The 20026-nt window shown below is 55.7% G+C and carries 18 protein-coding genes; 10 read left to right on the plus strand and 8 right to left on the minus strand.

What is annotated here, in order from left to right; all coding sequences use genetic code 11:
* Positions 1-3 precede the first annotated feature (3 nt).
* The 6 genes from H6815_03990 to H6815_04015 all read right to left on the minus strand — a co-directional run bounded on the left by H6815_03990 (position 4) and on the right by H6815_04015 (position 8420).
* A complete protein-coding gene (locus H6815_03990) occupies positions 4-2316 on the minus strand; it encodes a VCBS repeat-containing protein (protein ID MCB9859591.1) in 2313 nt (770 codons plus the stop codon).
* A 27-nt stretch (positions 2317-2343) separates the two neighbouring features.
* A complete protein-coding gene (locus H6815_03995; GenBank protein MCB9859592.1) occupies positions 2344-3075 on the minus strand; it encodes a hypothetical protein in 732 nt (243 codons plus the stop codon).
* Between the two features lie 28 nt (positions 3076-3103).
* Positions 3104-3814: a type II secretion system protein gene (locus H6815_04000; GenBank protein ID MCB9859593.1), complete on the minus strand. Its 711-nt coding sequence runs from the start codon at positions 3812-3814 to the stop codon at positions 3104-3106.
* A 177-nt stretch (positions 3815-3991) separates the two neighbouring features.
* Positions 3992-4570, minus strand: a complete 579-nt coding sequence (locus tag H6815_04005) for a hypothetical protein (protein MCB9859594.1) — start codon at positions 4568-4570, stop codon at positions 3992-3994.
* 254 nt (positions 4571-4824) lie between these two features.
* On the minus strand, positions 4825-7254 hold the full coding sequence (locus H6815_04010; GenBank protein MCB9859595.1) for a hypothetical protein: 2430 nt from the start codon (positions 7252-7254) through the stop codon (positions 4825-4827).
* 218 nt (positions 7255-7472) lie between these two features.
* On the minus strand, positions 7473-8420 hold the full coding sequence (locus tag H6815_04015; protein MCB9859596.1) for a hypothetical protein: 948 nt from the start codon (positions 8418-8420) through the stop codon (positions 7473-7475).
* A 568-nt stretch (positions 8421-8988) separates the two neighbouring features.
* Here H6815_04015 and H6815_04020 point away from each other — a divergent pair.
* The 4 genes from H6815_04020 to H6815_04035 all read left to right on the plus strand — a co-directional run bounded on the left by H6815_04020 (position 8989) and on the right by H6815_04035 (position 11437).
* A complete protein-coding gene (locus tag H6815_04020; protein ID MCB9859597.1) occupies positions 8989-9336 on the plus strand; it encodes a hypothetical protein in 348 nt (115 codons plus the stop codon).
* A gap of 27 nt (positions 9337-9363) precedes the next feature.
* A complete protein-coding gene (locus H6815_04025; protein MCB9859598.1) occupies positions 9364-10107 on the plus strand; it encodes a lamin tail domain-containing protein in 744 nt (247 codons plus the stop codon).
* A gap of 38 nt (positions 10108-10145) precedes the next feature.
* Positions 10146-10682, plus strand: coding sequence for an NADH-quinone oxidoreductase subunit NuoE (gene nuoE / locus H6815_04030; protein ID MCB9859599.1), 537 nt, complete (start codon positions 10146-10148; stop codon positions 10680-10682).
* Between the two features lie 128 nt (positions 10683-10810).
* A complete protein-coding gene (locus tag H6815_04035; GenBank protein MCB9859600.1) occupies positions 10811-11437 on the plus strand; it encodes a hypothetical protein in 627 nt (208 codons plus the stop codon).
* On the opposite strand, the gene H6815_04040 is transcribed toward H6815_04035, so the two are convergent.
* A complete protein-coding gene (locus H6815_04040) occupies positions 11429-12691 on the minus strand; it encodes an A/G-specific adenine glycosylase (GenBank protein ID MCB9859601.1) in 1263 nt (420 codons plus the stop codon). The genes H6815_04035 and H6815_04040 overlap by 9 nt on opposite strands.
* Positions 12692-12839: 148 nt before the next feature.
* Here H6815_04040 and H6815_04045 point away from each other — a divergent pair, with 148 nt between their 5' ends.
* Genes H6815_04045 through H6815_04060 form a run of 4 tightly spaced genes read left to right on the plus strand, consistent with a single transcriptional unit; the run spans position 12840 to position 16917 of the window.
* Positions 12840-13808: a TIGR00159 family protein gene (locus H6815_04045; GenBank protein MCB9859602.1), complete on the plus strand. Its 969-nt coding sequence runs from the start codon at positions 12840-12842 to the stop codon at positions 13806-13808.
* Positions 13805-14896, plus strand: a complete 1092-nt coding sequence (locus tag H6815_04050; protein MCB9859603.1) for a hypothetical protein — start codon at positions 13805-13807, stop codon at positions 14894-14896. The genes H6815_04045 and H6815_04050 overlap by 4 nt, the downstream gene beginning before the upstream one ends.
* A 56-nt stretch (positions 14897-14952) precedes the next feature.
* Positions 14953-15909: a hypothetical protein gene (locus H6815_04055; GenBank protein ID MCB9859604.1), complete on the plus strand. Its 957-nt coding sequence runs from the start codon at positions 14953-14955 to the stop codon at positions 15907-15909.
* A gap of 39 nt (positions 15910-15948) precedes the next feature.
* Positions 15949-16917 carry an aminotransferase class IV gene (locus H6815_04060; protein ID MCB9859605.1) on the plus strand — a complete coding sequence of 323 codons (969 nt, stop codon included), beginning with the start codon at positions 15949-15951 and terminating at the stop codon, positions 16915-16917.
* Positions 16918-16979: 62 nt separating this feature from the next.
* Here H6815_04060 and H6815_04065 read toward each other — a convergent pair whose 3' ends face one another.
* The gene (locus tag H6815_04065) at positions 16980-17621 is read right to left on the minus strand and encodes a carboxymuconolactone decarboxylase family protein (GenBank protein ID MCB9859606.1); all 642 of its coding nucleotides are present in this window, start codon (positions 17619-17621) and stop codon (positions 16980-16982) included.
* Positions 17622-18022: 401 nt separating this feature from the next.
* Between H6815_04065 and H6815_04070 the strand changes: the two genes are divergently transcribed.
* Both H6815_04070 and H6815_04075 read left to right on the plus strand, forming a co-directional pair.
* The gene (locus H6815_04070; protein ID MCB9859607.1) at positions 18023-19078 is read left to right on the plus strand and encodes an NAD-dependent epimerase/dehydratase family protein; all 1056 of its coding nucleotides are present in this window, start codon (positions 18023-18025) and stop codon (positions 19076-19078) included.
* Between the two features lie 264 nt (positions 19079-19342).
* Complete coding sequence (locus H6815_04075; protein ID MCB9859608.1) at positions 19343-20008, plus strand: hypothetical protein; 666 nt, start codon at positions 19343-19345, stop codon at positions 20006-20008.
* The last annotated feature ends 18 nt before the right edge of the window (positions 20009-20026 follow it).

Raw genomic sequence — 20026 nt, forward strand, 5'->3', positions numbered from 1 at the left:
AAGTTAAGGACACCCGGTGCTATACGCATTGCCAAAGCAGATGTAATCAAATATGCTCAAACTGCCATTGCCGTCGCAGTCGGCGTACGGATCCTGATTCGCATACGCATTGCCGAAGCAGATGTAGTCGAAGATGCTGAGAACTCCACTTCCATCGCAATCGGCTTTGCATTCATGCGGGCAGTTGTTGTAGAAAAGCCACAAACCGTCTTTACGAACCACAATATCATCGGCACCATCATTGTTTAGATCGGCGATAGTCAAGATCGAAGTCATATCACCATAGCTAGTCTTTGAAAGCTGTGCTAGCGACCCCGTACCGTCATTTAGAATGAAACCAATACTCTTTTCAACTTCTTGATATGCAAATGCCACGTCAGTCCAGCCATCCCCATTAAGATCACCAGCAGCTATCCAAAACATGCGAGGCCCTACGATGACTTGCTGATACGGTTCAAAGAAGCCTGTGCCATCATTCAGTACTGCAACAACTGAATACAGGTTAGCCCCTTCATATCTTGGGCCAACTAAATCAATATCCCCATCGTTGTCAAGGTCGAGCGGCGTACACACCCCAAACACACCAGGCAAAGCCGTTCCTGAAAACGCACTGAAACTTCCGTTGCCATCATTCTTAAAAACAGCAAGCGGCAAGTTTGCGTTGGGGGTGATTACTGCATCAATGTCGCCATCGTTATCAACATCAAAGGATTGGAGTGAGTTGGGGCGTGTCACAGGATATGTGGTGGGAAACAGCAGTGTTCCATCACCCGCATTTTCCAGCACATAAAATGTGTCCTCGAATGATGCAATCGTTGAAACATCTGGTAAGCCGTCATTATTGTAGTCTGCAATACTAATCAGTGAAGGACGTATATCCTTGATGCCATTAATCAAAGGATATGAGTCATCAAAGGCAAGAACTCCGTCTGTGTTTTTCAACACACCAACTCGGCCTTCATCCACAAGCGAGACAACAACATCGATATCTCCGTCACTATCAATATCGCCTGTATCCATATAGGATACCTGAGATGTTGGGATGAACAACTCCGTTCCATATGTTAACTCATCGGTTGCATACTTCACCACAACACCCCAGGGATCTGTCCGACTCGTTACAATATCAAGAAGACCATCACTGTTTATGTCCACAACGTGCAGCTTTCCGCCAATGAGAAGATCTTCACAGCACTTTGTCACACCCGTGAACACTCCATCGCCCTTGCCCATCAGCACGCTCAGACCAACATCATCGAAATCCGCGGTTACGATGTCCTTCCACCCGTCGTTGTTCAGATCGACCGCAACCATTGAGAGTTGATTGTCACCAGCAAGGTATGTTTTTTGCGCCAGGAATCCCGCGCCCTGATTGTTGAAGTTGATCTCGACCCCAACAGAGCTCAGATCGGGCAGACTGTCATTATTCAGATCAGCAACGGTCGCATACCCAAAACCCGGCACCTGCACAGGAGCTGCAAATAACCCGGTGCCAAAGAGGCCATGGCTCACGTACAGACCCAGCTCACCCGCTGTTGCAATATCAACTATGCCATCATCATTGAAATCCGCGGTGTCAACAAAGTAGAGACTGTCGCCGATGTCCCAGGTGGTCTGCTGGGAAAACACGCCGCTGCCGTTATTGACACGAACTCGTACTCGATCCTGTACCGAACTCACCGAAACAAGGTCATCAAAGCCATCGCCGTTGATGTCATCAAGCATTGCATATGTTGTACCAACATCGCCAGAGTACGTCACCGGCGTACCAAAGTTGCCCGCGCCTGTGTTCACAAGCACGGTCACAGAGCCGGACGTATCTGTGCCTTGTGCAACAACAAGATCTACGTGCCCGTCGTTATTGACATCGCCACTTTCGACCGACCACGGGCTACCACCAACCGCAACCGTGTGCGGAGAATCAAAGACACCAAACCCGAGATTCTTCAGTACTGTGATGTCGGCACTTGATCTGTTCGCTGTGATCAGATCAGCGAGACCATCGTCATTGATATCAACCGCAATAACAACCTGCGGCCCCTGCCCGGTCGAACCAGAGCCAAGCGTATAACTGCCCGACTCATAGACCGTGCCATCGCCCTGCCCCTGCAGCACAAGCAGCCGGTTCGCAAGACCGCACGCGACAATCAGATCTGCATTGCCATCATTGTCTACATCAGCCGCAGTCACCGATGTGGGTTGATACGGGATTGAAATATGTCTTGCGCCAAAGAGAGGCTCGATACACTGCCCAGCAGCATGAAAGCAGCAAAGAGCCGAGAACGTCGTTGCACCAATCTCTCGAAACCTTGACATGAGACACCTCGCTTCTCATCAGCACACTTACGGACACCCACTGCCGTATTGATTTCCGAAGCAGATGTAATCAAAGATATTGAAGCTGCCACTACCATCGCAGTCGGCGTACGGATTCTGGCTCGCGTACGCATTGCCAAAGCAGATGTAATCGAAGATACTGAGAGAACCGCTGCCATCACAGTCTGGATAGCAGATCTGAACTCCCTCAATGATTGTTGCAGCGACTGCGCCCGTGCCACCCGGCTGCCACACTGTCTGGTTGCCACTCGTGTTCGAAGTAAATCCGCTTCCGATGCCTGCCCAGTTCCAGACCGGGTTGCTGTTTGTAGCGTCGCATTCAAGCACGAGCCAATAGTTTGCGTTGGCAACAAGTGCTGGATGCGACACCGAATCGACCGACTCCAGCACCGGGTCCCAGCCAATCGCACTAACGTTGAAGAACATCTCATCAAGGATCACATCGCTCGGGATGCTCACGGTGCCGTTGTTATCATCGGTGCGCAATGTCACGCGAACCTGTGCGTTTGAAACACCGCCGAAATCGTTTGACATGATCCACATGCTCGCGCGGGTGAAGTAATAGTCCCCGGTTGACGTAAAACGAACCGCAACGGATTGCTGCGCAAAGACATCGAAACCAACCAGCCCGAATGGTCCACCAAAGGGATCCGGTGTCTCATAGATAACGTCTGCCGTTGCGCTCGCAGCGCAGGCACAAACCACAGCACAGAGCAACGTGTTCACATGACTCTTCATTCTCACCCTCCCTCATTGATTCTTTGACTTATCCGCCGAATCCCACACCACCAAAGCGTGCAATGTTGGCGAGAATCTTCTCTGCCTGTTCACTGGTTGGTTCGATGCTCCAGTCCGCGCTCATATCACCGAAGAAACACGCGCACTTACCAGGCCCGTGCGCGTTGCCCGGGTGCCAGTCCGCATAGTCCTGCAGCAACGGGAATCTGCCCGCTTCCTCGATCGCCTTTGTCACTGGCCTGCGCGGATCGCGCAGATTGAACACAATCTCGGAGAACATCATCAGCTCTCCCGGCACATAGTTATAACTCGTGCCGAATGTGGCCCACACCGAGTTCGGCTCACCGTTTGCTGGATGACCATCAGCATCGGACGGGCACTTGTACGGATCTGTCACCTTGTACAGGCCATCTTCACCCTTCTTTGGCGCAGGAACACCAAGATACTGCTCAAGCAGCTCCAGCATCGATGCGTCGTTCTGCGAGCCATTGGGTTGCCTGACCGATGTCTGGAGTGGAAGAATGTAAGGAAGCATACCGCCTGACTGCTCATCCATGTAATACTGGAACGCGGTCCCAATGCTCTTCTGGTTCACCATGCACTTGAGTCTGCGCGCGGTCTCGCGCGCCTTCCCGAGCGCCGGAAGGGTCAGACTGATCAGCACCGCAATGATGGAAATCACGACCAGCAGTTCAATGAGTGTGAACGCACGAGATGCGATGCTTGCTCGACGATACATCGGTCGCCTCCGGGTGGTGTTGCATGCTGGTCGTCCCATTCTCAGCCAGCAACCAATCAGGCATAGAACATCGTCAGTATAAACCAAAGCCGATCAGGATGACATAAGGAAATCCTGATCGGCCCTGTTTTTCGGCTTTTTCGTGTTTCGCTTGGATTCGCCACTGCTTACACGGACTCAGATCGGCAGGCGTGCCTGAAACTTTGTCGCGAGCGTCTGGTCGATCACCTTCCTTGCAGTCTGCGTCTGAATCGTCCGCACCGTGTCCGCGTGCTTCACAAATCGGGAAGCAAACTCCGGATCCGCCTCCATGACCTTGTCAACACTCTTTGCGACCGATTCGAGCCCCCTGCGCATGGTGCGCGCCCTCAGGAGTGCTGCTATCAGCCCCACACCAAGAACAACGGGCGATCTGATCGGTTCGGGAATCAGCACGCTGAGTCTGTTGAACGTGTCAAAAACCAGACCTGTTCCCGACGTGATCGCTTCCGTTTCTCGTGCAACCTGCACGAGCTTTGCTCTGGCTGTTTCCAGCGCAGATCGCATCGTTTGCGTTTCAGCGAGCATGGACTCCATCGCAAGGCGTGATGGATCATCAGCCGGAATGTCGGTCTGGTTCATCAGGTCGATGCGCGCGATGATCGCATGCTCGGTCTGTTCGTACTTTGCATCGAGCTCATCAAGTCGTTGTCCGATCTGTTGAGTCAGTTGCTGCGGATCATTCGGCATTCCTGCGAGCGAGGAACACCCGCCCATCTGAACCGTTCCAATCGCAAGCACCACACACAACAGCAACCGTTGACACCTATGTACACACATGTTTCGTCCGCTCATCACACCCTCCCAGCATGCTGTCCCGTGCAACATGCACGAGCACCGCAACACGCTAGACGGACAATGATGCCGGACAAGCACCGACCATCGGATCGGCACGCAGTGTGCGCACAGCATCGGGCAATAGAAAACCCGGGAACAGCATTCCCGGGTCTGTATCGTTCCTCGAACTGTGTTTACCCGATATTCAACGAGCCAAGATAATCACGCAGTGCTTTCTCTGCTGTCTGAATATCCTGCTGCGCTTTGGCAATGTCATTGACGATGCGTTCGATCTGTGTTTCCTGATCGTTGAGCTTTGTCATGTACCTGCGGTACAACTCTGTATTGCGATCGATCGAGCTCATATTCTGGCGAATACGCGATTGATCTGTTGCGATTGTTTCACGATCGGAGTTCAGTTCGGTAAGCCGCTGGCGGGCAAGATTCACCGTGTTCTGCAGTCTACCTGCTTCACGGAATGCGTCAACGATTTCCTTTGGTGCCTTGCCGTCACGCACATACGTCTGCAGCTGTTCGATGTTGAAGTTTGTCAGGGCGTACGACGACGCAACTGTCTGGGCGAGCTTCACATCGATCGTTCCCGACTTTGATTTGCCGAGATCCACCTCGAACCTGTACGCGTTCGCTGTTGTTTCGGTCGGCTTTGCATCAACAAGCTCCCAGTCGAGCATCTTTGCGTGCTCGATGATCACTGTGCGATCGCGTGACGAGTCCTTGTTGTCGAGCCGGTATGTTGTTGTGATAGTGTTCTCAACTGTCTGCTCGACAACGCCCTTGACAACGCGCAGCTTGCGCACCATCCGCGCCGATTTGTACTCGGTGCGCGCATCAACATCGAGATCAACCGCGAATGCAAGCAGTCGCTTGTCGTCGGCGGGCACATGACCGATCTGCGCGTCGCCCGCATACGTCGAGCCGTCATAGACCGCGATCGGACCTGGGATGATCTGCAACCCGGAACTGTTGATGATCTCAACACCTTTCATGGGATGATCGTCACCAGCGGAGTAGATCGAGACGCGACGCGCTTCGATCTCTTCAGCAATAATCGGAATCATGGCCGATCGTTGACGCTCAATGGTCACCGGTGTATCAAGCTCGAACTTGAAGACCTCGCCATCAGTCCGTCCTGATGCAGCAGCCGATGTTGAATGGCTGAGCTTGTCGAGCATATCCTGTTCGATGTTGCTGCGTGAAAAAGACTCGGCCGGCAACCCCGCTGGCATTGAAAGACTCGCGCCAGCACGTGCATCTGCTGTACGCGCCCGCTCCTCCCGCATCGAATTTTTTGCAACCATCTTCTCAGCAGCACGATCAAGATCCGCACCATCAAAAACCTTGGGCATCACGCCTGCAAGCACCGGCACATCGATCTCCGGTCGATCAAGGTACAACGGCTCGTATAAATCCATCTCAAAACCAACCGGACGCCCCGACACCAGAGCGAGTCTGACATCGGTCCAGTCCTCGTCTGTTGTGTTCTCAACAATCGCCCAGCCCTGCATTAAACCATCGGAGCCCGCTGCACCGATCTCGGGCAGCACGAGGCGGTATGATGTCTTCCACACCGGCATCTCGTGGATGTAACTGGCGATCACCTGTCGATCACCGTTACCTGTAAATGAAACATCAACCGTCTTCATGTTCTCTGACCGCTGCTCAGCAATTGCGCCAAGCGCCATCTCGAGTTCACGCTGGAGCTCGGCATCAAGAATCTCAAACTCAGCAACCGAGTTCACATCAATCGACCGCAGGCTCGTACCAACAAGCAGGTTGATCGCTGGCATATCAGTCGTATTGCCGTCGGAACCGGTAATTGTCTTGCGATTCTCTCTGCCGAACACGGTTCCCGTCAGTGTGTCACCCGTGGAAAGCCTGATACGCACCTTCGAGCCACGCAACCGTGACGCGAGCTCGGGCAGGCTCGGCTGATCCGAGATATTCAAACCAAACGCAGCAAGTCTGCGCTCAAGCGGTTCGCGAGATCCATAGCGCACACTCTGCACAGAGCCACCATCAAGATCCAGCAGCACCATCGACTTGAGCATGTCGTTGATCTGGTCCGTGCGGAAGTTCAGGCTAACCGTCTGGTCATCTGTCACTGTACCACGGCGTTCGAACGCGCCGACACCAGACCGATAGAGCGTGATGCGCCTGATGGGCAGCGGACTTTCAGCGTCCGGTTTGACAACTGCTTCTGTCTGCTTCTTCTTTGACTGCTTTGGTTTGTCTGCCATAAACGCATTATCCGCACGCCCGGCGGCATCCGCGATCCACTCGGCTGGTGTAGCCATCGAATCTGCAGCGAGACCACCAGTAAACCGCGTTTGCGCACTGGAAACAGCGCGGGATTCGTTGATCGTCTGGCGTGCGTCCAGCAGCAGGCTTTCGGGATCGAAGGTTGATGCGGTTGTCTCGGCTGCGCGTGGATACGTACCCAGTGCAAGGGAAAACGCCATCACACCGCCAGCGATAAGGTACGGATGCGAGAGCCATCGCTGCATGAACATCGGTGCTGGCGTCCACTCGGATCGGCTGGTTCCGAGGCGCAGCTTGCGCGAGGCGTGCTGAGCAGGACGAGAGAATGGTCTGATGCGTGCCATGACGTGGTGCCTCCGTGTTGATCCCCTTTGTATCACCTGCGCGGGATTGTCCCGCAGTACAGGTTACCACGTCCAACCACGCAACGGAACCCAAAACCCGCAAAGTGACACACGGGTGACATCCCCGGTGTCTGAGCGCGTTCTTTATAGGATTGAAACAGCAGGTTCGTGCAACCAAAGCACAGTTCTATTCATATCTTTACAGGTTATTGGGGCTATCAACGTGCGCCCGCGGCCATCTTGTTCCGCTGTCTTTCCTCGGCTTCGGCCTTTTCAACCTGCTTCTCGTAGCGGGCACGATTTGTTCGGCTGTCCATCAGGAAATGAACCTTCTCGACCAACTGCTGACCAACGAGTTTCGCTAGCGTGTCACGCGCAAACCCAAGATGCGTCCTGCGCGAGACATGAGATATGACCATCGCTTCACACTCGCAGACACGCAGCCATTCCGCAATGTCATCCACATGCATGTGCTGTCCGGCCTTTGCGCGCGAGCGGTGCTCCTTCTCAAAGAATGTGCACTCAGTGATGATGATCTTTGCCTTGCGCACATCATCTCGCAACAGGTGCGGGCCGGGGAGCGTGTCACCGATATATGCCACCAGCGGAATCTGAAGCACGCGCGTGATGTCAATACCACGCTGCTTCAGTTCGGTCAGCTTCTCCTGCGGCAGATCCGTATACTCGGGCTTGAGCTTCGATCTGTGCTCAACGATGGAGTATCCAACGCTCGGGCAGTTGTGGTCGGTCGCAAACGACTGGAGGAACATGTTGTTCTTGATCTCGAGTTGACCCTTGTCAGGCTCAAGCTCGATCAACTCGAACGGTGTTTTCTGGCGTTCGAGATCCACAAACCCATTCATCATGCCGCGGATGGCGGGCGCAATGCGCGGGTCGCAGACAATTGTGGCATCGCCCATGCCCTGGAACCTGCGCTGGGAACAGTAATACGCGAGCGACCCGATGTGGTCCATATGACCGTGGCTGATAGCCATGTACTTTGTTGCCAGCATGGCCCGAGGACACACGCCAACATCAAAGCAGATGTCCAGTTCCGGCACCATGACGCTGGTCGCTTCGCCAGCAATTGATATCCCCTGCACGCGGTAGGGTGGAATGTAGAGAAACCCAAGTGACGGTTCGCGTGGCGGCGGCTTTGGAATCATTGAAAACTCCTGCTGACAGGCTGTCGCCCATCGACGAGTGGGGAACGTGTGGTGTGTGTGATGGGCCGATCTCGGCCACGCCGGGCTGCTGACCACACGAGTTCAGCCCGCATCCCCTCTACTGCGTTTTCGCACTGACTTTGTTAAGACAGCACGCGATGCCAGCCAACTGGCTGCGGATCGTATGCAGAATGATACTGATAACCAGTGGGATGTGTTCCCTCTATGTGATGTTCTTCAACTCGATTTTGGCTGTCACACAACTTCCCGTTTCGCAGGGAGCGGTGTGTGTTTGAGTCACACTGTCACAGTGTCTTCCTCCCGCACTTCCAGAGAACCCGCATGCTGGATATGCCACACCTGTTTGGCTTGTGTAGGGAAATCGCTCTGTCGGTATATCCATTCTACTCTTTGGATTGGGAGAGCTATTGTGCAACAAGGCAATACGTTACGTAGGAAAACACACTCGATTCGAGTGGCAGCGTGCGCAATAGTGGTTTTCGTTGTGCTCACAGGGTGCAGATCGAACACCGCTGGCGTTGACATCACGAATCGATCCCCTTGGCCAGTGCGTTTGCGCATCACAGATATCAGCCAAGGGGCTGGCATTACCGCACGCAGACCCGCACAAACAGTTGAACAGAATACAACATTCGCAGAAGTGTTCGAGGTCACCGACCCACACTTTGTCGAGCGACAGTACATGATGGATGTGCCGGGTCGATCCGATACGGGCATGGTGGTGCTCCGTGCTGCAAAGGGGCGGATCGTTCGACGGGATCTTGCTGAAGAGAAGTTCAGGCTGATCGACCGCCCGTCGAAAGCTGGTACTTCGGAGATGTTCAAGCTTGCACTTGAAGCATTGAAACAAGAGCAGAAGAAAAAAACACTGGCGGTGGAGCCGGTTGAACAATAACACAGATTCGTGTGGGAGCACGGGATGGTGAGAAGACAGACATATACGGTGAAGGCGTTATTGTGCGCAACAATGCTTATTACGCCGATAGTGTGCGCACAACAACACACAAAGCTCAACATCGAGTTCCCGCATCCACTCATTACAGAGGTGCTCTTTGCAGTGCCGACGGGGCTGGAGGGCGATGCAAATCGTGATGGTGTGCGAGACGCAACAGGTGATGAGTACGTTGAGATCGTGAACCCGCATGACAAACCTATTTCACTGAAGGGGTACGAGATCTCGGACTGGAACGCGCAGTTCGAGGAATCGGACGCGGGGTGGATCGTCAAGCTTCCGGATCTGACGCTCGAACCCGGTGAGCGAGCCATCATCTTTAACGGGCTTCACCAGAAATGGGACGGGCCGGTGGGTGATCCTGCAGTCGCACCGAAGGCAAAGAATGAGGCGCTCGGCGATGCATATGTCATCAACTCGCAGAACACATCGAACTACGTTGGACTCAACAACACACGCGATTGCGTTGTGCTGAAGGACACCGGTGGCACCATGATCCACGTCATCGCGTGGGAAGACGCTGGGAAGAAGAAGGACGACGACAAGGGCATCATCGAGAGTCTGACCATCCCGGCATCGTGCTTCGTTGAGACCATCAAACCGGTCCGTCGGCAGAGCGTGGAACGCAAACACAGGGACAGCCCGCTTGTGCCCCATGGTGACAGAGACGGGCTACCATGCTCGCCCGGGCAGTGGCCCGCACCCGCGAAGTAGAAATAGTTGGGACGCAGACAAACTGGAGTCACGCATCGATGGCATGGATCACGAAGAACTCGGGCACGATGCAGATCGAGCGCAGGTCAGAGCCCTACCTCACCAGCGCAATGAGGGACGAACTGACCAATGTCTATCTGCCACGGTACGAGACAACGCTCGCTGCGCTACTCCCCGCGCTGCGGATGGTCCAGCACGAGTACGCGTGGATTCCGTTCCAGGCGATGGAAGAGATCGCGAGCTTTCTGAAGGTCGCACCATCGCAGGTGCTCGACTGCGCAAGCTTCTACGAGGAGTTCTGGCTCAAACCCCGTGGCAGGCACATCATCGCGGTGTGCCGATCGATCGCGTGCGAGATCTGCGACCACGAAAAGGTCACCAACGCGGTGCGCGAGCATCTGGGCATCGAGGTCGGCGAGACCACCGACGACGACATGTTCACACTCATTGAGATCGAGTGCATCGGCGCGTGCGGCGGCGCACCATCAATGCTGGTCGATGAGACACTCTACGAGAACGTGACCGCTGACCAGATCCCGCAGATCGTTGCAAAGGCAAAGCAGAGCGGGCACTGAGCAAATCTATCCAAATAACATAAACGCACCAGTAGTTTGCTGGTGCTTTTTTGTTGAACCGCAGAGATTGCAGAGGGTGTTGAGAGAGTTTACAGCAAATGCGGTAACATACCCGGTAGAGTATGGTTATGCCGAACCAACTTCATGCTGACCTGAAACAAACTCGCACGCTGACGGCTGTTGCGATTGGTGCGATTACGCTGTCGTTGTTTGCGCAAGGCTGCGCCTGGATACTGTGGTCGAATAATACATCACCCGTTGCAGCAACGATGATCTCTGGCGCACTCGTTCTGATATATGCAGCGTGTTTGTCCGCCGCGTGCACGACAAGCAGCCGCACATCAACCAAGCCCTGGAGCCGCTGGATACTTGCAGTCTTTCTTGCGTTGTTTGCAGCAACACTCCTCTACAGACTTGCGGGTTTCGACCTTCAGGCAAGTACTGCTCAAAGGTGGTTGCTCCACGCGTCGTTTCTGGGTGCACAGTTCTTTGCACTTGTGGTATTGTCGCGCCAACTCCTTCAGCCGAACGACAAGCGATGGGGATTGCTCCTGCTGCACGCGGGGATGTGGTTGCTGCCTTTCTCGATCATGGAGAGTGTCGATATAGAGACGATGGACCCTGACTTTGCTCCAGCATCGCCCGTTTTCTTCGCGATTCGATACTTCATTGCAGGATTGCTGTTTGCAGCCATGTGCTGGGTGATATTTCGATCAACGTGGTGGGTACGAGGCTACCCACTAGGTTCACGCTAGCCCCATCTCCGCCATCTTCCGGTGCAGCGACGACAATCCAAGCGTTTCCAGTTTCCTCGTGTTCACCCACACAGGGTTGAGCCAACCGGAACTCGGTTTCCAGTCTCTCGGTATGTGATCGCATTGATACACGCGCGCGGTGACCGCGCGGTGCGTTGTCTCGTGCTGGATCGTTTCTCGCAGCACAAGCAGATTCGACGCGATGCCGAGCTCCTTCGCGAGCGCAGCTTTGCTCGGCTTTGTATCGAGCGTTTCCACCGCGGGTAGCTCGTACATCCCAGCCCACATGGATGTGGTGTGCGATGCGCCCGCAGCCCGCTGACGCATCAATACGCGCCCCTTTGCGTCCATGATGATGGCGGCTGCAATATGGAGCTCGCGTTTCTCGGTTCTCGGCTTTGTCTTGCGCGCAGATGCTGTAACAACAACCAACGGGATCTCCCGCTGCTTGTTCTCCTCGAACGCTGCGCAGTGCGCGGAGATCGGACACGCTGCACAGTTGGGAGATGGACTGGTCGCGCTTGCGCCCTTCCCGCGCGCCGGCGTGCAGACGGTTGCGCCGAGTTCCATGACTGCTTCATTGATAATTCCCGCGTGATCTGCTGCGCGCGCAAGATCATCGCCATAGTCCGCAAGCATCTGCTGTGTCTGTGCCAGCTTCGGATCCGCGTCACTCCCGAGTAGTCGCAGGAACACACGTATGGCATTGGCATCCACCGCCCCCACGCGCTGGCCCGAGGACATTGATGCCACAGCACCCGCTGTGTATCTGCCCACGCCGGGGAGTGACCGCAGGTCATCAAAGTCCGTGGGTGTCACACTATCGAATCGATCCACCACTGCTTTTGCGAGATTGTGTAGATGGCGTGCCCGGCGGTAGTACCCGAGCCCCGACCACATCGCCAGCACGTCCGCCTCGGCGGCTCGGGCGAGATCATCAGCGGTCGGGAACCGGGCCATGAACGCGCTGAACCGATCAATGACGCGCGAAACCTGGGTCTGCTGGAGCATGAGTTCTGAGACAAGGCAGGCGTACGGGTCTCTGGGTGAGCCGAGCGGGAGCTTCCGCCATGGCAACTCCCGGGCATTTTCCGCAAACCATGCCGAAAGTCGGTCTGCGATGGAATGAAAATCGACCGACGAGCGTTGTTCGAATCGGGTAGCACCACTGCGATCCGGCCCGATGGAACTGGCTGCTGGCGCGGATGGGGCTGATCGCGAAGTTGCAGGACGTTTCACGGCCGGGCGGGTCATCGGCCGACTCTATACTGAGAATGCGGAAAAATCGCTTGCAGCCACGATTCGCCAGCCGATCGCTGGCGTTCTCTGCGCACGCTCCGATCGCACATTTCTGCATTGTCTGACGTATCAGGAACCACCACACCAGCCTCCAGAGGATCGCATGCAGTTGCTCCAGCCCATCCAGAACCTGCTCAATCGGGTCACGGGATATCCGATCTGGGAGGTGGCGCTCGAACTGCTGGTGATCTGGGTGCTGGTCTACGCGCTGGTGCGCTTTGTGCAGGGCACTCGTGCAGCCGGCGCAATGAAGGGCATGCTCGTTATCTTCCTTGTGTTGCTGGTTCTTGCACGACTTCTTTCCGGTGGTGGTGACGACGGCGGGCGGAGCCTGCAGCGCATCGCATATCTGTACGACAAACTCGCAGCGCTGGTTGCGCTCGGTCTTGTTGTCGTGTTTCAACCCGAGCTTCGCCGCGCCCTCATCCGGGTGGGAGAAGCATCATTCTTCCGCTCCTCACCAACCGAGGTATCGCGTGTAATTGACGCGATTGAGCAGGCGTGCAAGCTGCTCTCGCGTGCAAAGTTTGGCGGCATTATTGCCATTGAGCGCCAGGCGGGACTCGGCACGCTTGCGGATACAGGAACAAAGATTGGTGCGGAAGTGTCAGCGCCGCTGCTGCAGACAATCTTTTATCCGGGCACCGCACTGCATGATCTCGCAGTGATTATTCGTGGAACGGTTGTTGCAGCTGCTGGCGTGCAGCTTCCCATGGCTGAACCGGGCGACATGCCGGACCCTAGCTTTGGCGCTCGTCATCGGGCAGCGGTCGGGCTCACAAAGGAGTGTGATGCGATCGTTGTTGTTGTTTCGGAAGAAACAGGGAACATTCGCATCGCAGAGCGGGGCAAGCTGTCGCGGCCGCTTGATCACGAGGAGCTTCGCGCGGAACTGAAGCTGCGCCTTGCAACTACAACCAATGGCAAGGCCAAAACCGCTGCTGAAGAAGCGACAGAACGCATCCTTGAAGCTGCTGAGGTTGCAACAACGGTGCCAACAAACACGAAGGAAACCAGCGCGAAGGAAGAGCCAAAGCAGGAACAGAAAACCACGGGCGAGGAGGCGGCATGAGCGATGGCAGAGCGCGCCAGCACGTGCGCACGATCATCATTGTGACAATTGTGACCCTGTTCATCTGGGTCTATGCCGAATCTGAAAGCCTGCGTCGCGTCAGCAGGGATGTAACAATACGTGTTGTCGCTCCGACTGATCATACAAAGATCGTCTGGCTTGATCCGAATCGGCAGACATCCACCGATGTCACTCTGTCTCTGCAGGGTTCCACAGCTGCACTGGACATGATGCGCAGCCGATTGACAGCGCCGATTGAGTTGACGCCAGGAGAGATTGGTGTGCCGGCGAGTGTTGGAACGCACGATCTGCTTCTGCGCGATGTACTGCGCCAGTTGCCGCGGTTCGAGCGAGCTGGAGTCACACTCGATTCTGTTCAACCACCGAGCCTGAGCATGCACATAGAGGAGCTTGTGCCCGTGCAGGCAACCGTGCGTGTGCAGCTTCCTGCGGGAATTTCGGCAACTGTCAATGTCACACCCCCCACCGTGACAATCCACGTCCCACAACGGCTCGCAAAGACGCTCGGCGACGAGCCGACGATCACTGCACAGGTACCTGTCGAGCGCATACCAAACACGATCGGCGATGCAGTGCTGAACGGTGTTCGGCTGATCGCGCCGACGAGCATTGCTGCGGATGTTGCCCAGGGGTTTGCAAGGATAGATCCACCAGCGGTTGATCTCGGCGTGAAGGTGCGGGAAAAAACAACCACAGAAACTATCAATCAGGTGCCGATCCAGCTCGGCGTGCCCGCGGATGCGCTCGACGAATACAAGGTCGAGTTTGTTTCCGCGAACTATCTGACCGACGTACGCGTGACTGGATCTCCCGAGGCGATCGCGCAACTTAAGCAGCGAACGGGCAGCATCTCGCTGTTTGCGTACGTCCCGCTGCTGTACGACGATCTGCGTGAGGGAGAAATCGACGGCACGATCGTCTTTGGCAACCTGCAGATTGAGGGTGTGCGCATCGAATCGAATACACCAACAGTTCGGTTACGCGTCACGAAGCGCGAGCCAGCTTCCGGTGAGGGCGAGGAACCCAACGGCGCAGCCCCGAATGCCAGCGAACCGCCCCCATCGTGATCGTGCGTAGACTTGTGCCTGCCAGCAACGTTCAGCAGCACACACGAGACAACGCGATGGGCACCATCACATTTCGCACCGAGGTGAGTAAGGACGACTGGCAGGCGCAGTTTGCTCTCTGGCAGCGCGCAACCAACACGCTCTCACGCTGCTGGCCTTCAAGCTTGCGGAATGCCCGTTCGCTCCATCAGTCCGCGCTGAAAACACCCGGCTCACGCATCTATGCAGAACTCGACGGTAAGCTTGTGGGCTACATTGGATGGCATCCGCCCTTCGCGTGGGAGGGGCTTGGCACAGCTGTGCCGTTCGGATATCCGTGGACCGATCCACACGACAACGATCTTGCAGCAGAGCTCTATGCGCGCATGATCCCGCAGCTTGTTGAGTCAACACGCGAAGATCCACCCGATGTGCTCATTCAGCGGTTCCGCAGCAGTTGGCCCGCGCAGCGTGCGTTCATGCGCGATCGCGGATGGACTGACGCCTGGCGCCAGCAGATCTGGAGCATCGACACAGCTGGTGTGCCAACCGGGCTCATCGGTGATGCGCCCGTCGAAGCTGTCGATGCGTACCTCATCGCTGCAAGACTCGATCCGTACATCAAGAACCCTCCCACCCGCGACGAGTTGACACAGCAGTACAGAAACGGGTGGATCGATATGTCCATGCTCCGCGTGGTGCGCGAAGAGGACACGATCGAGCACACCGAAATGGAGCGCAGGGAATCGCTCGGCGTTGCCAGCCCGATTGTCGGCGCGTTCAACTGCGCTGTAAACGGGCTCTGGGCAGAAGGCCAGTTGTTCGCGTGCGATGCCAAACACGCAAAGATCGTCCACGCAACCGCCCAGCGATGCGCACGACTCCACGGCGCCACGGAATATGGGTTTGTCATGGGGCGCGACGACGAGGAACGCATCCGCAGGCTCCACGCGCTGGGATACGACCTGCGCGATGCTGATGTCTACATGACCTGCAGACTCGATGACGCGGTCGAGGCGCTGAAAAACCTGTAAACCAGCACATCTTTCCCCAGACGAGACTATCGTCTGCTCATGGCAACGGTTTTTATCAATGGGACTTTCGTCGACACCAACGACTCAGACGCGGTCAATCAGATATCACTGTTCGACGCGGGATTTCAGCACGGCGTTGGGTTGTTCGAGACATTCCTTGCAACGTGCGAGGGAAACACAGACCAGCCCAACGGCGCGCATGTCACCGTGCCGAACCTCAACGCACATCTTTCAAGACTTGCGCAGTCCGCGGAAGAACTCAATCTTTCCAAGGATCTCAACACGCAAGCGCTCGCAGAAGCGGTGCATCAGACCGTCGCAAAGGCGAATCTGCCCAAGTCTCGCGTCCGCCTGATGATCACAGGCGGCGATCTGAACATGCTGCAGCGCGCTGCAGCTGGAGATGCGCAAGCGCATCACACGCCGACACTCATGATCGCGTGCCAACCAGCAACAGACTATCCAGCCGCGATGTTCGAGAACGGTGTCACTGTTGCAATCGCAAAGACACGCGCCAATCCACTCAACGCGCACGAGAGCCACAAGACACTCAACTACTGGTGGAGGCTCTCCGAACTGCAGTCGGCAGCCGCGCAAGGTGCTGCTGAATCCATTGTGTTCCAGGTGACGAACCACCTTGCGGGCGGATGCGTGAGCAATCTCTTCATTGTGAAAAATGGCGAGCTTTTCACACCCATCGCTCGCGGCGATGAAGAGCTTGTTGCGAGCATCGCTACTGCAAAGGAAGGGCGCATCGCATCCGGCGCAACTGTGCCCAGCCCGGTGCTGCCCGGCATCACACGATCGAACGTCATCGGAGCTGCGCACGACGAGAACATCCCCGTGCATCGGCGGATGCTGACGATCAATGAACTGCTCGACGCGGACGAGGTGTTCCTGACAAACGCGAGCTGGACGGTGCTGCCCGTTGTGCGAGTGGAAGGGAAGCAGATCGGAGACGGGCGAGTGGGAGAGATGACACGGAAGATGCGGAGTACGCTCGTGTAATTAACAAAGCCCACAGATTGCAATCCGTGGGCTTTCATTTCATGGTTCGTAAGTTCAGGTACTCACCACGTCTTCGCTGCGGACATCTTGTCGATCTCTGCCTGCAGGAACTCGTCCACCGGCGTGCCCGCCATCTGGTTCGCGTAGTTTGTCATCACCTTTGCTGCAAGGCACGCGACAACATCGAGCGCCTGCCCGTGGGTGTACCCAGCATCAAGGAACGTCTGGATCTCATCATCTGAAACACGACCACGCGTCTCGTACACGCGCAGTGTAAAGTCGTGCAGCACGCGCAGTTTCTCGTCTGCGATCCCGGTACTCTCCTGGATCGCGCGGATTGTCTCGTCCTCGACCCCGTTTCGACGCGCGCCGCCGGTGTGCGCAGCTGTGCAGTACTTGCACTTGTTCTCGACTGCAGCTGTCATCAGAACGACATTGATCTCAGCCTGCGACAGCGAGCCCTGCTCCTTCAGATTCTTCGAGACGTCCTTGTACGACTGCAGAAGCGCAGGAGACGTGCCCATGACCTTGAACACGTTGATGCGCTCGCCCTGCACCATCGGGAACCCACGAGAGGTTGTCTCATCGTGCGAGAATGAACCAGCAAGCGCGAGAGCTGCTGAAGACGCAACTCCTGCTGAAACAACTGCTGTCAGTACAACGGTGCGAATGGTGCCAGCGCGTGATGACGGATTGCAACGCATGATAAACCTCTCTTTGTGTTTTTTGATGATCTGTCCCGTGGTATTGGCATGGGCTTAAGGATCAGCCGAACCCGTGCGATGATGATTCTGTTTCATCGGTGACGTCTCACGCCATGTTCGAATCGAACAAGTCCGAGCTGAGGGCGTAGATCAGATCTGTTTCGCTGAATTTCCGACCGACTTTGGTCTGTTTGGGCTTGGGGCGAAGTGGAATCGAGCCGATGGATCGGGCGTTGATGGATTGCGATGGCGTATCGTCCGAAAACATTGGACCCCGCAATTCGCAACCGTATGCTCATGTTTCGCCGGATCGAACCAGTGGAAACAGTGTTGGTTTGAGCGCAAGATCAGGACTCACATACTCGCGGACACATTGTCCGGACTTTCAGGAAGGAACAGGCATGGGCCAGGGCAAACTCGCAGTCGTCGCCGGCGGTGGTGGATTCATCGGCGGACATCTCGTTGGCGATCTTCTCAAGCAGGGCTATCAGGTCCGTTCGGTTGACCGCAAGCCATTCTCAGAATGGTATCAGGTCCATCCCGAAGCTGAGAACATGATTGCGGATCTGAACGATCTCGCGAACTGCTACAAGGCCTGCGCACGTGCCGACCATATCTACCAGCTCGCTGCCGATATGGGCGGCATGGGATTCATCGAGACGCACAAGGCAGAGTGCATGCTCTCCGTGCTGATCAACACGCACATGCTGATGGCTGCACGCGATATCGGATGCGAACGCTTCTTCTACTCGTCGTCGGCGTGCGTATACAACGCCGACAAGCAGACAGACGAGGACGTCGTTGCGCTGAAGGAAGAGGACGCGTATCCCGCAATGCCAGAGGACGGATACGGCTGGGAGAAGTTGTTCTCCGAGCGCATGTGCCGCCACTTCCGCGAGGACTTCGGCATGGTCACGCGCGTCGCACGCTTTCACAACGTTTATGGCCCATTCGGCACGTGGGAGGGCGGCCGCGAGAAGGCGCCTGCTGCGATGTGCAGAAAAGTGCTCGAAGCAAAGCTCTCAGGCAACCACAACATCGAGATCTGGGGCGATGGCAAGCAGACACGCTCGTTCATGTACATCGACGACTGCGTCAAGGGCGTGCAGATGTTCCTCCATGGCGATTGCACCGAGCCGCTGAATCTCGGCTCAAACGAGTTGGTCACTATCAACGGGCTCGTCGACATCGTCGAGGATATTGCTGGCATCAAGCTCAACCGCTCGTACAACCTCGATGCTCCCAAGGGCGTGAACGGTCGCAACTCCGACAACACGCTTATCAAGGACCACTTCGGATGGGAGCCATCCATCCGCCTGCGCGACGGGATGGAGCGGACGTACAAGTGGATCTACGACGACCACATGAAGAAGTACAACGGGAAAGTGCCCCAACGCGGCGCAGCACCGAAGGGTGCCCATATTCGCGAGAAGGAACTTGCTGCCGCAAAGCAGTAAACTGACAGCTCGATTGCACCAAACAAAGCCCGACACAGCATGCCTGTGTCGGGTTTTTCTTGTGATTCCGGGCCTTTGCGATATGCTAAGTGAGAGGATATGTCCCATCCCTCCAAACAGAGGGATGAATCAAACTGCCGAATTGATTCAATTGGTAGACGGGAGAGCATCCGACAGGCTCGCTGAAAAGCAGATCAGCGCGGATGCACCATCTGAGGGAACACGCCGAAAGGCGTGGAGATCACGAAGCGGAGTATTGGGGAAATGACGAGGACAACAAACGCATTTCTTCTGCGCACCGGTCTCGGCACGCTCGCTGCTGCACTGCCAGTATGCGCACAAGTTGACAACACAATATTAACCATCGACCTGACTGGCATGGTTGTGCAGTATCCCGGTGTCACATCGCGCACAAGTGTCTATGCACTGCCGTCTGTTGGGAAGCGATATACGTTCGAGATTGAAGGCGTGTACGACAACCCGGTGCTGAAAGGGCCGGTGTTCATGCACGAGATCTTTCCACCCAATGCTCTATCGGGCGAGCTTATGCTCGCACCAGGGACCACGTCCTTCAACGTGAGTGGCTCTGAGTACACGTACTACCGCGTCGTGAACAAGCAGTGGTACTACGCATCCGTTGATATCTCAACTGATGTAGACAATACCGGAAAACTTGTCTTTGTTGCAGAGGGCAGAACGGAGTATCCCGAGTATTTCCCCGATGCCACATTCACCAGTGGCAGCATCACACTGACCGAGGTGTGCTATGCAGACTGCGATCTGAACAACGTGCTGAATGTGTTTGACTTTATCTGCTACGGTGAACGGTTTGCTCAGATGGATACATACGCAGACTGTAACTTCTCGGGCAGCTTTGACGTCTTTGATTACCTGTGCTTCTTCGAGGCGTACTCGGGCAACTGCCAGTAGTACCGGGTGTTGTCAGTT

The organism is Phycisphaeraceae bacterium (assembly GCA_020639155.1).
Classification (GTDB): Bacteria; Planctomycetota; Phycisphaerae; order Phycisphaerales; family UBA1924; genus JACKHF01.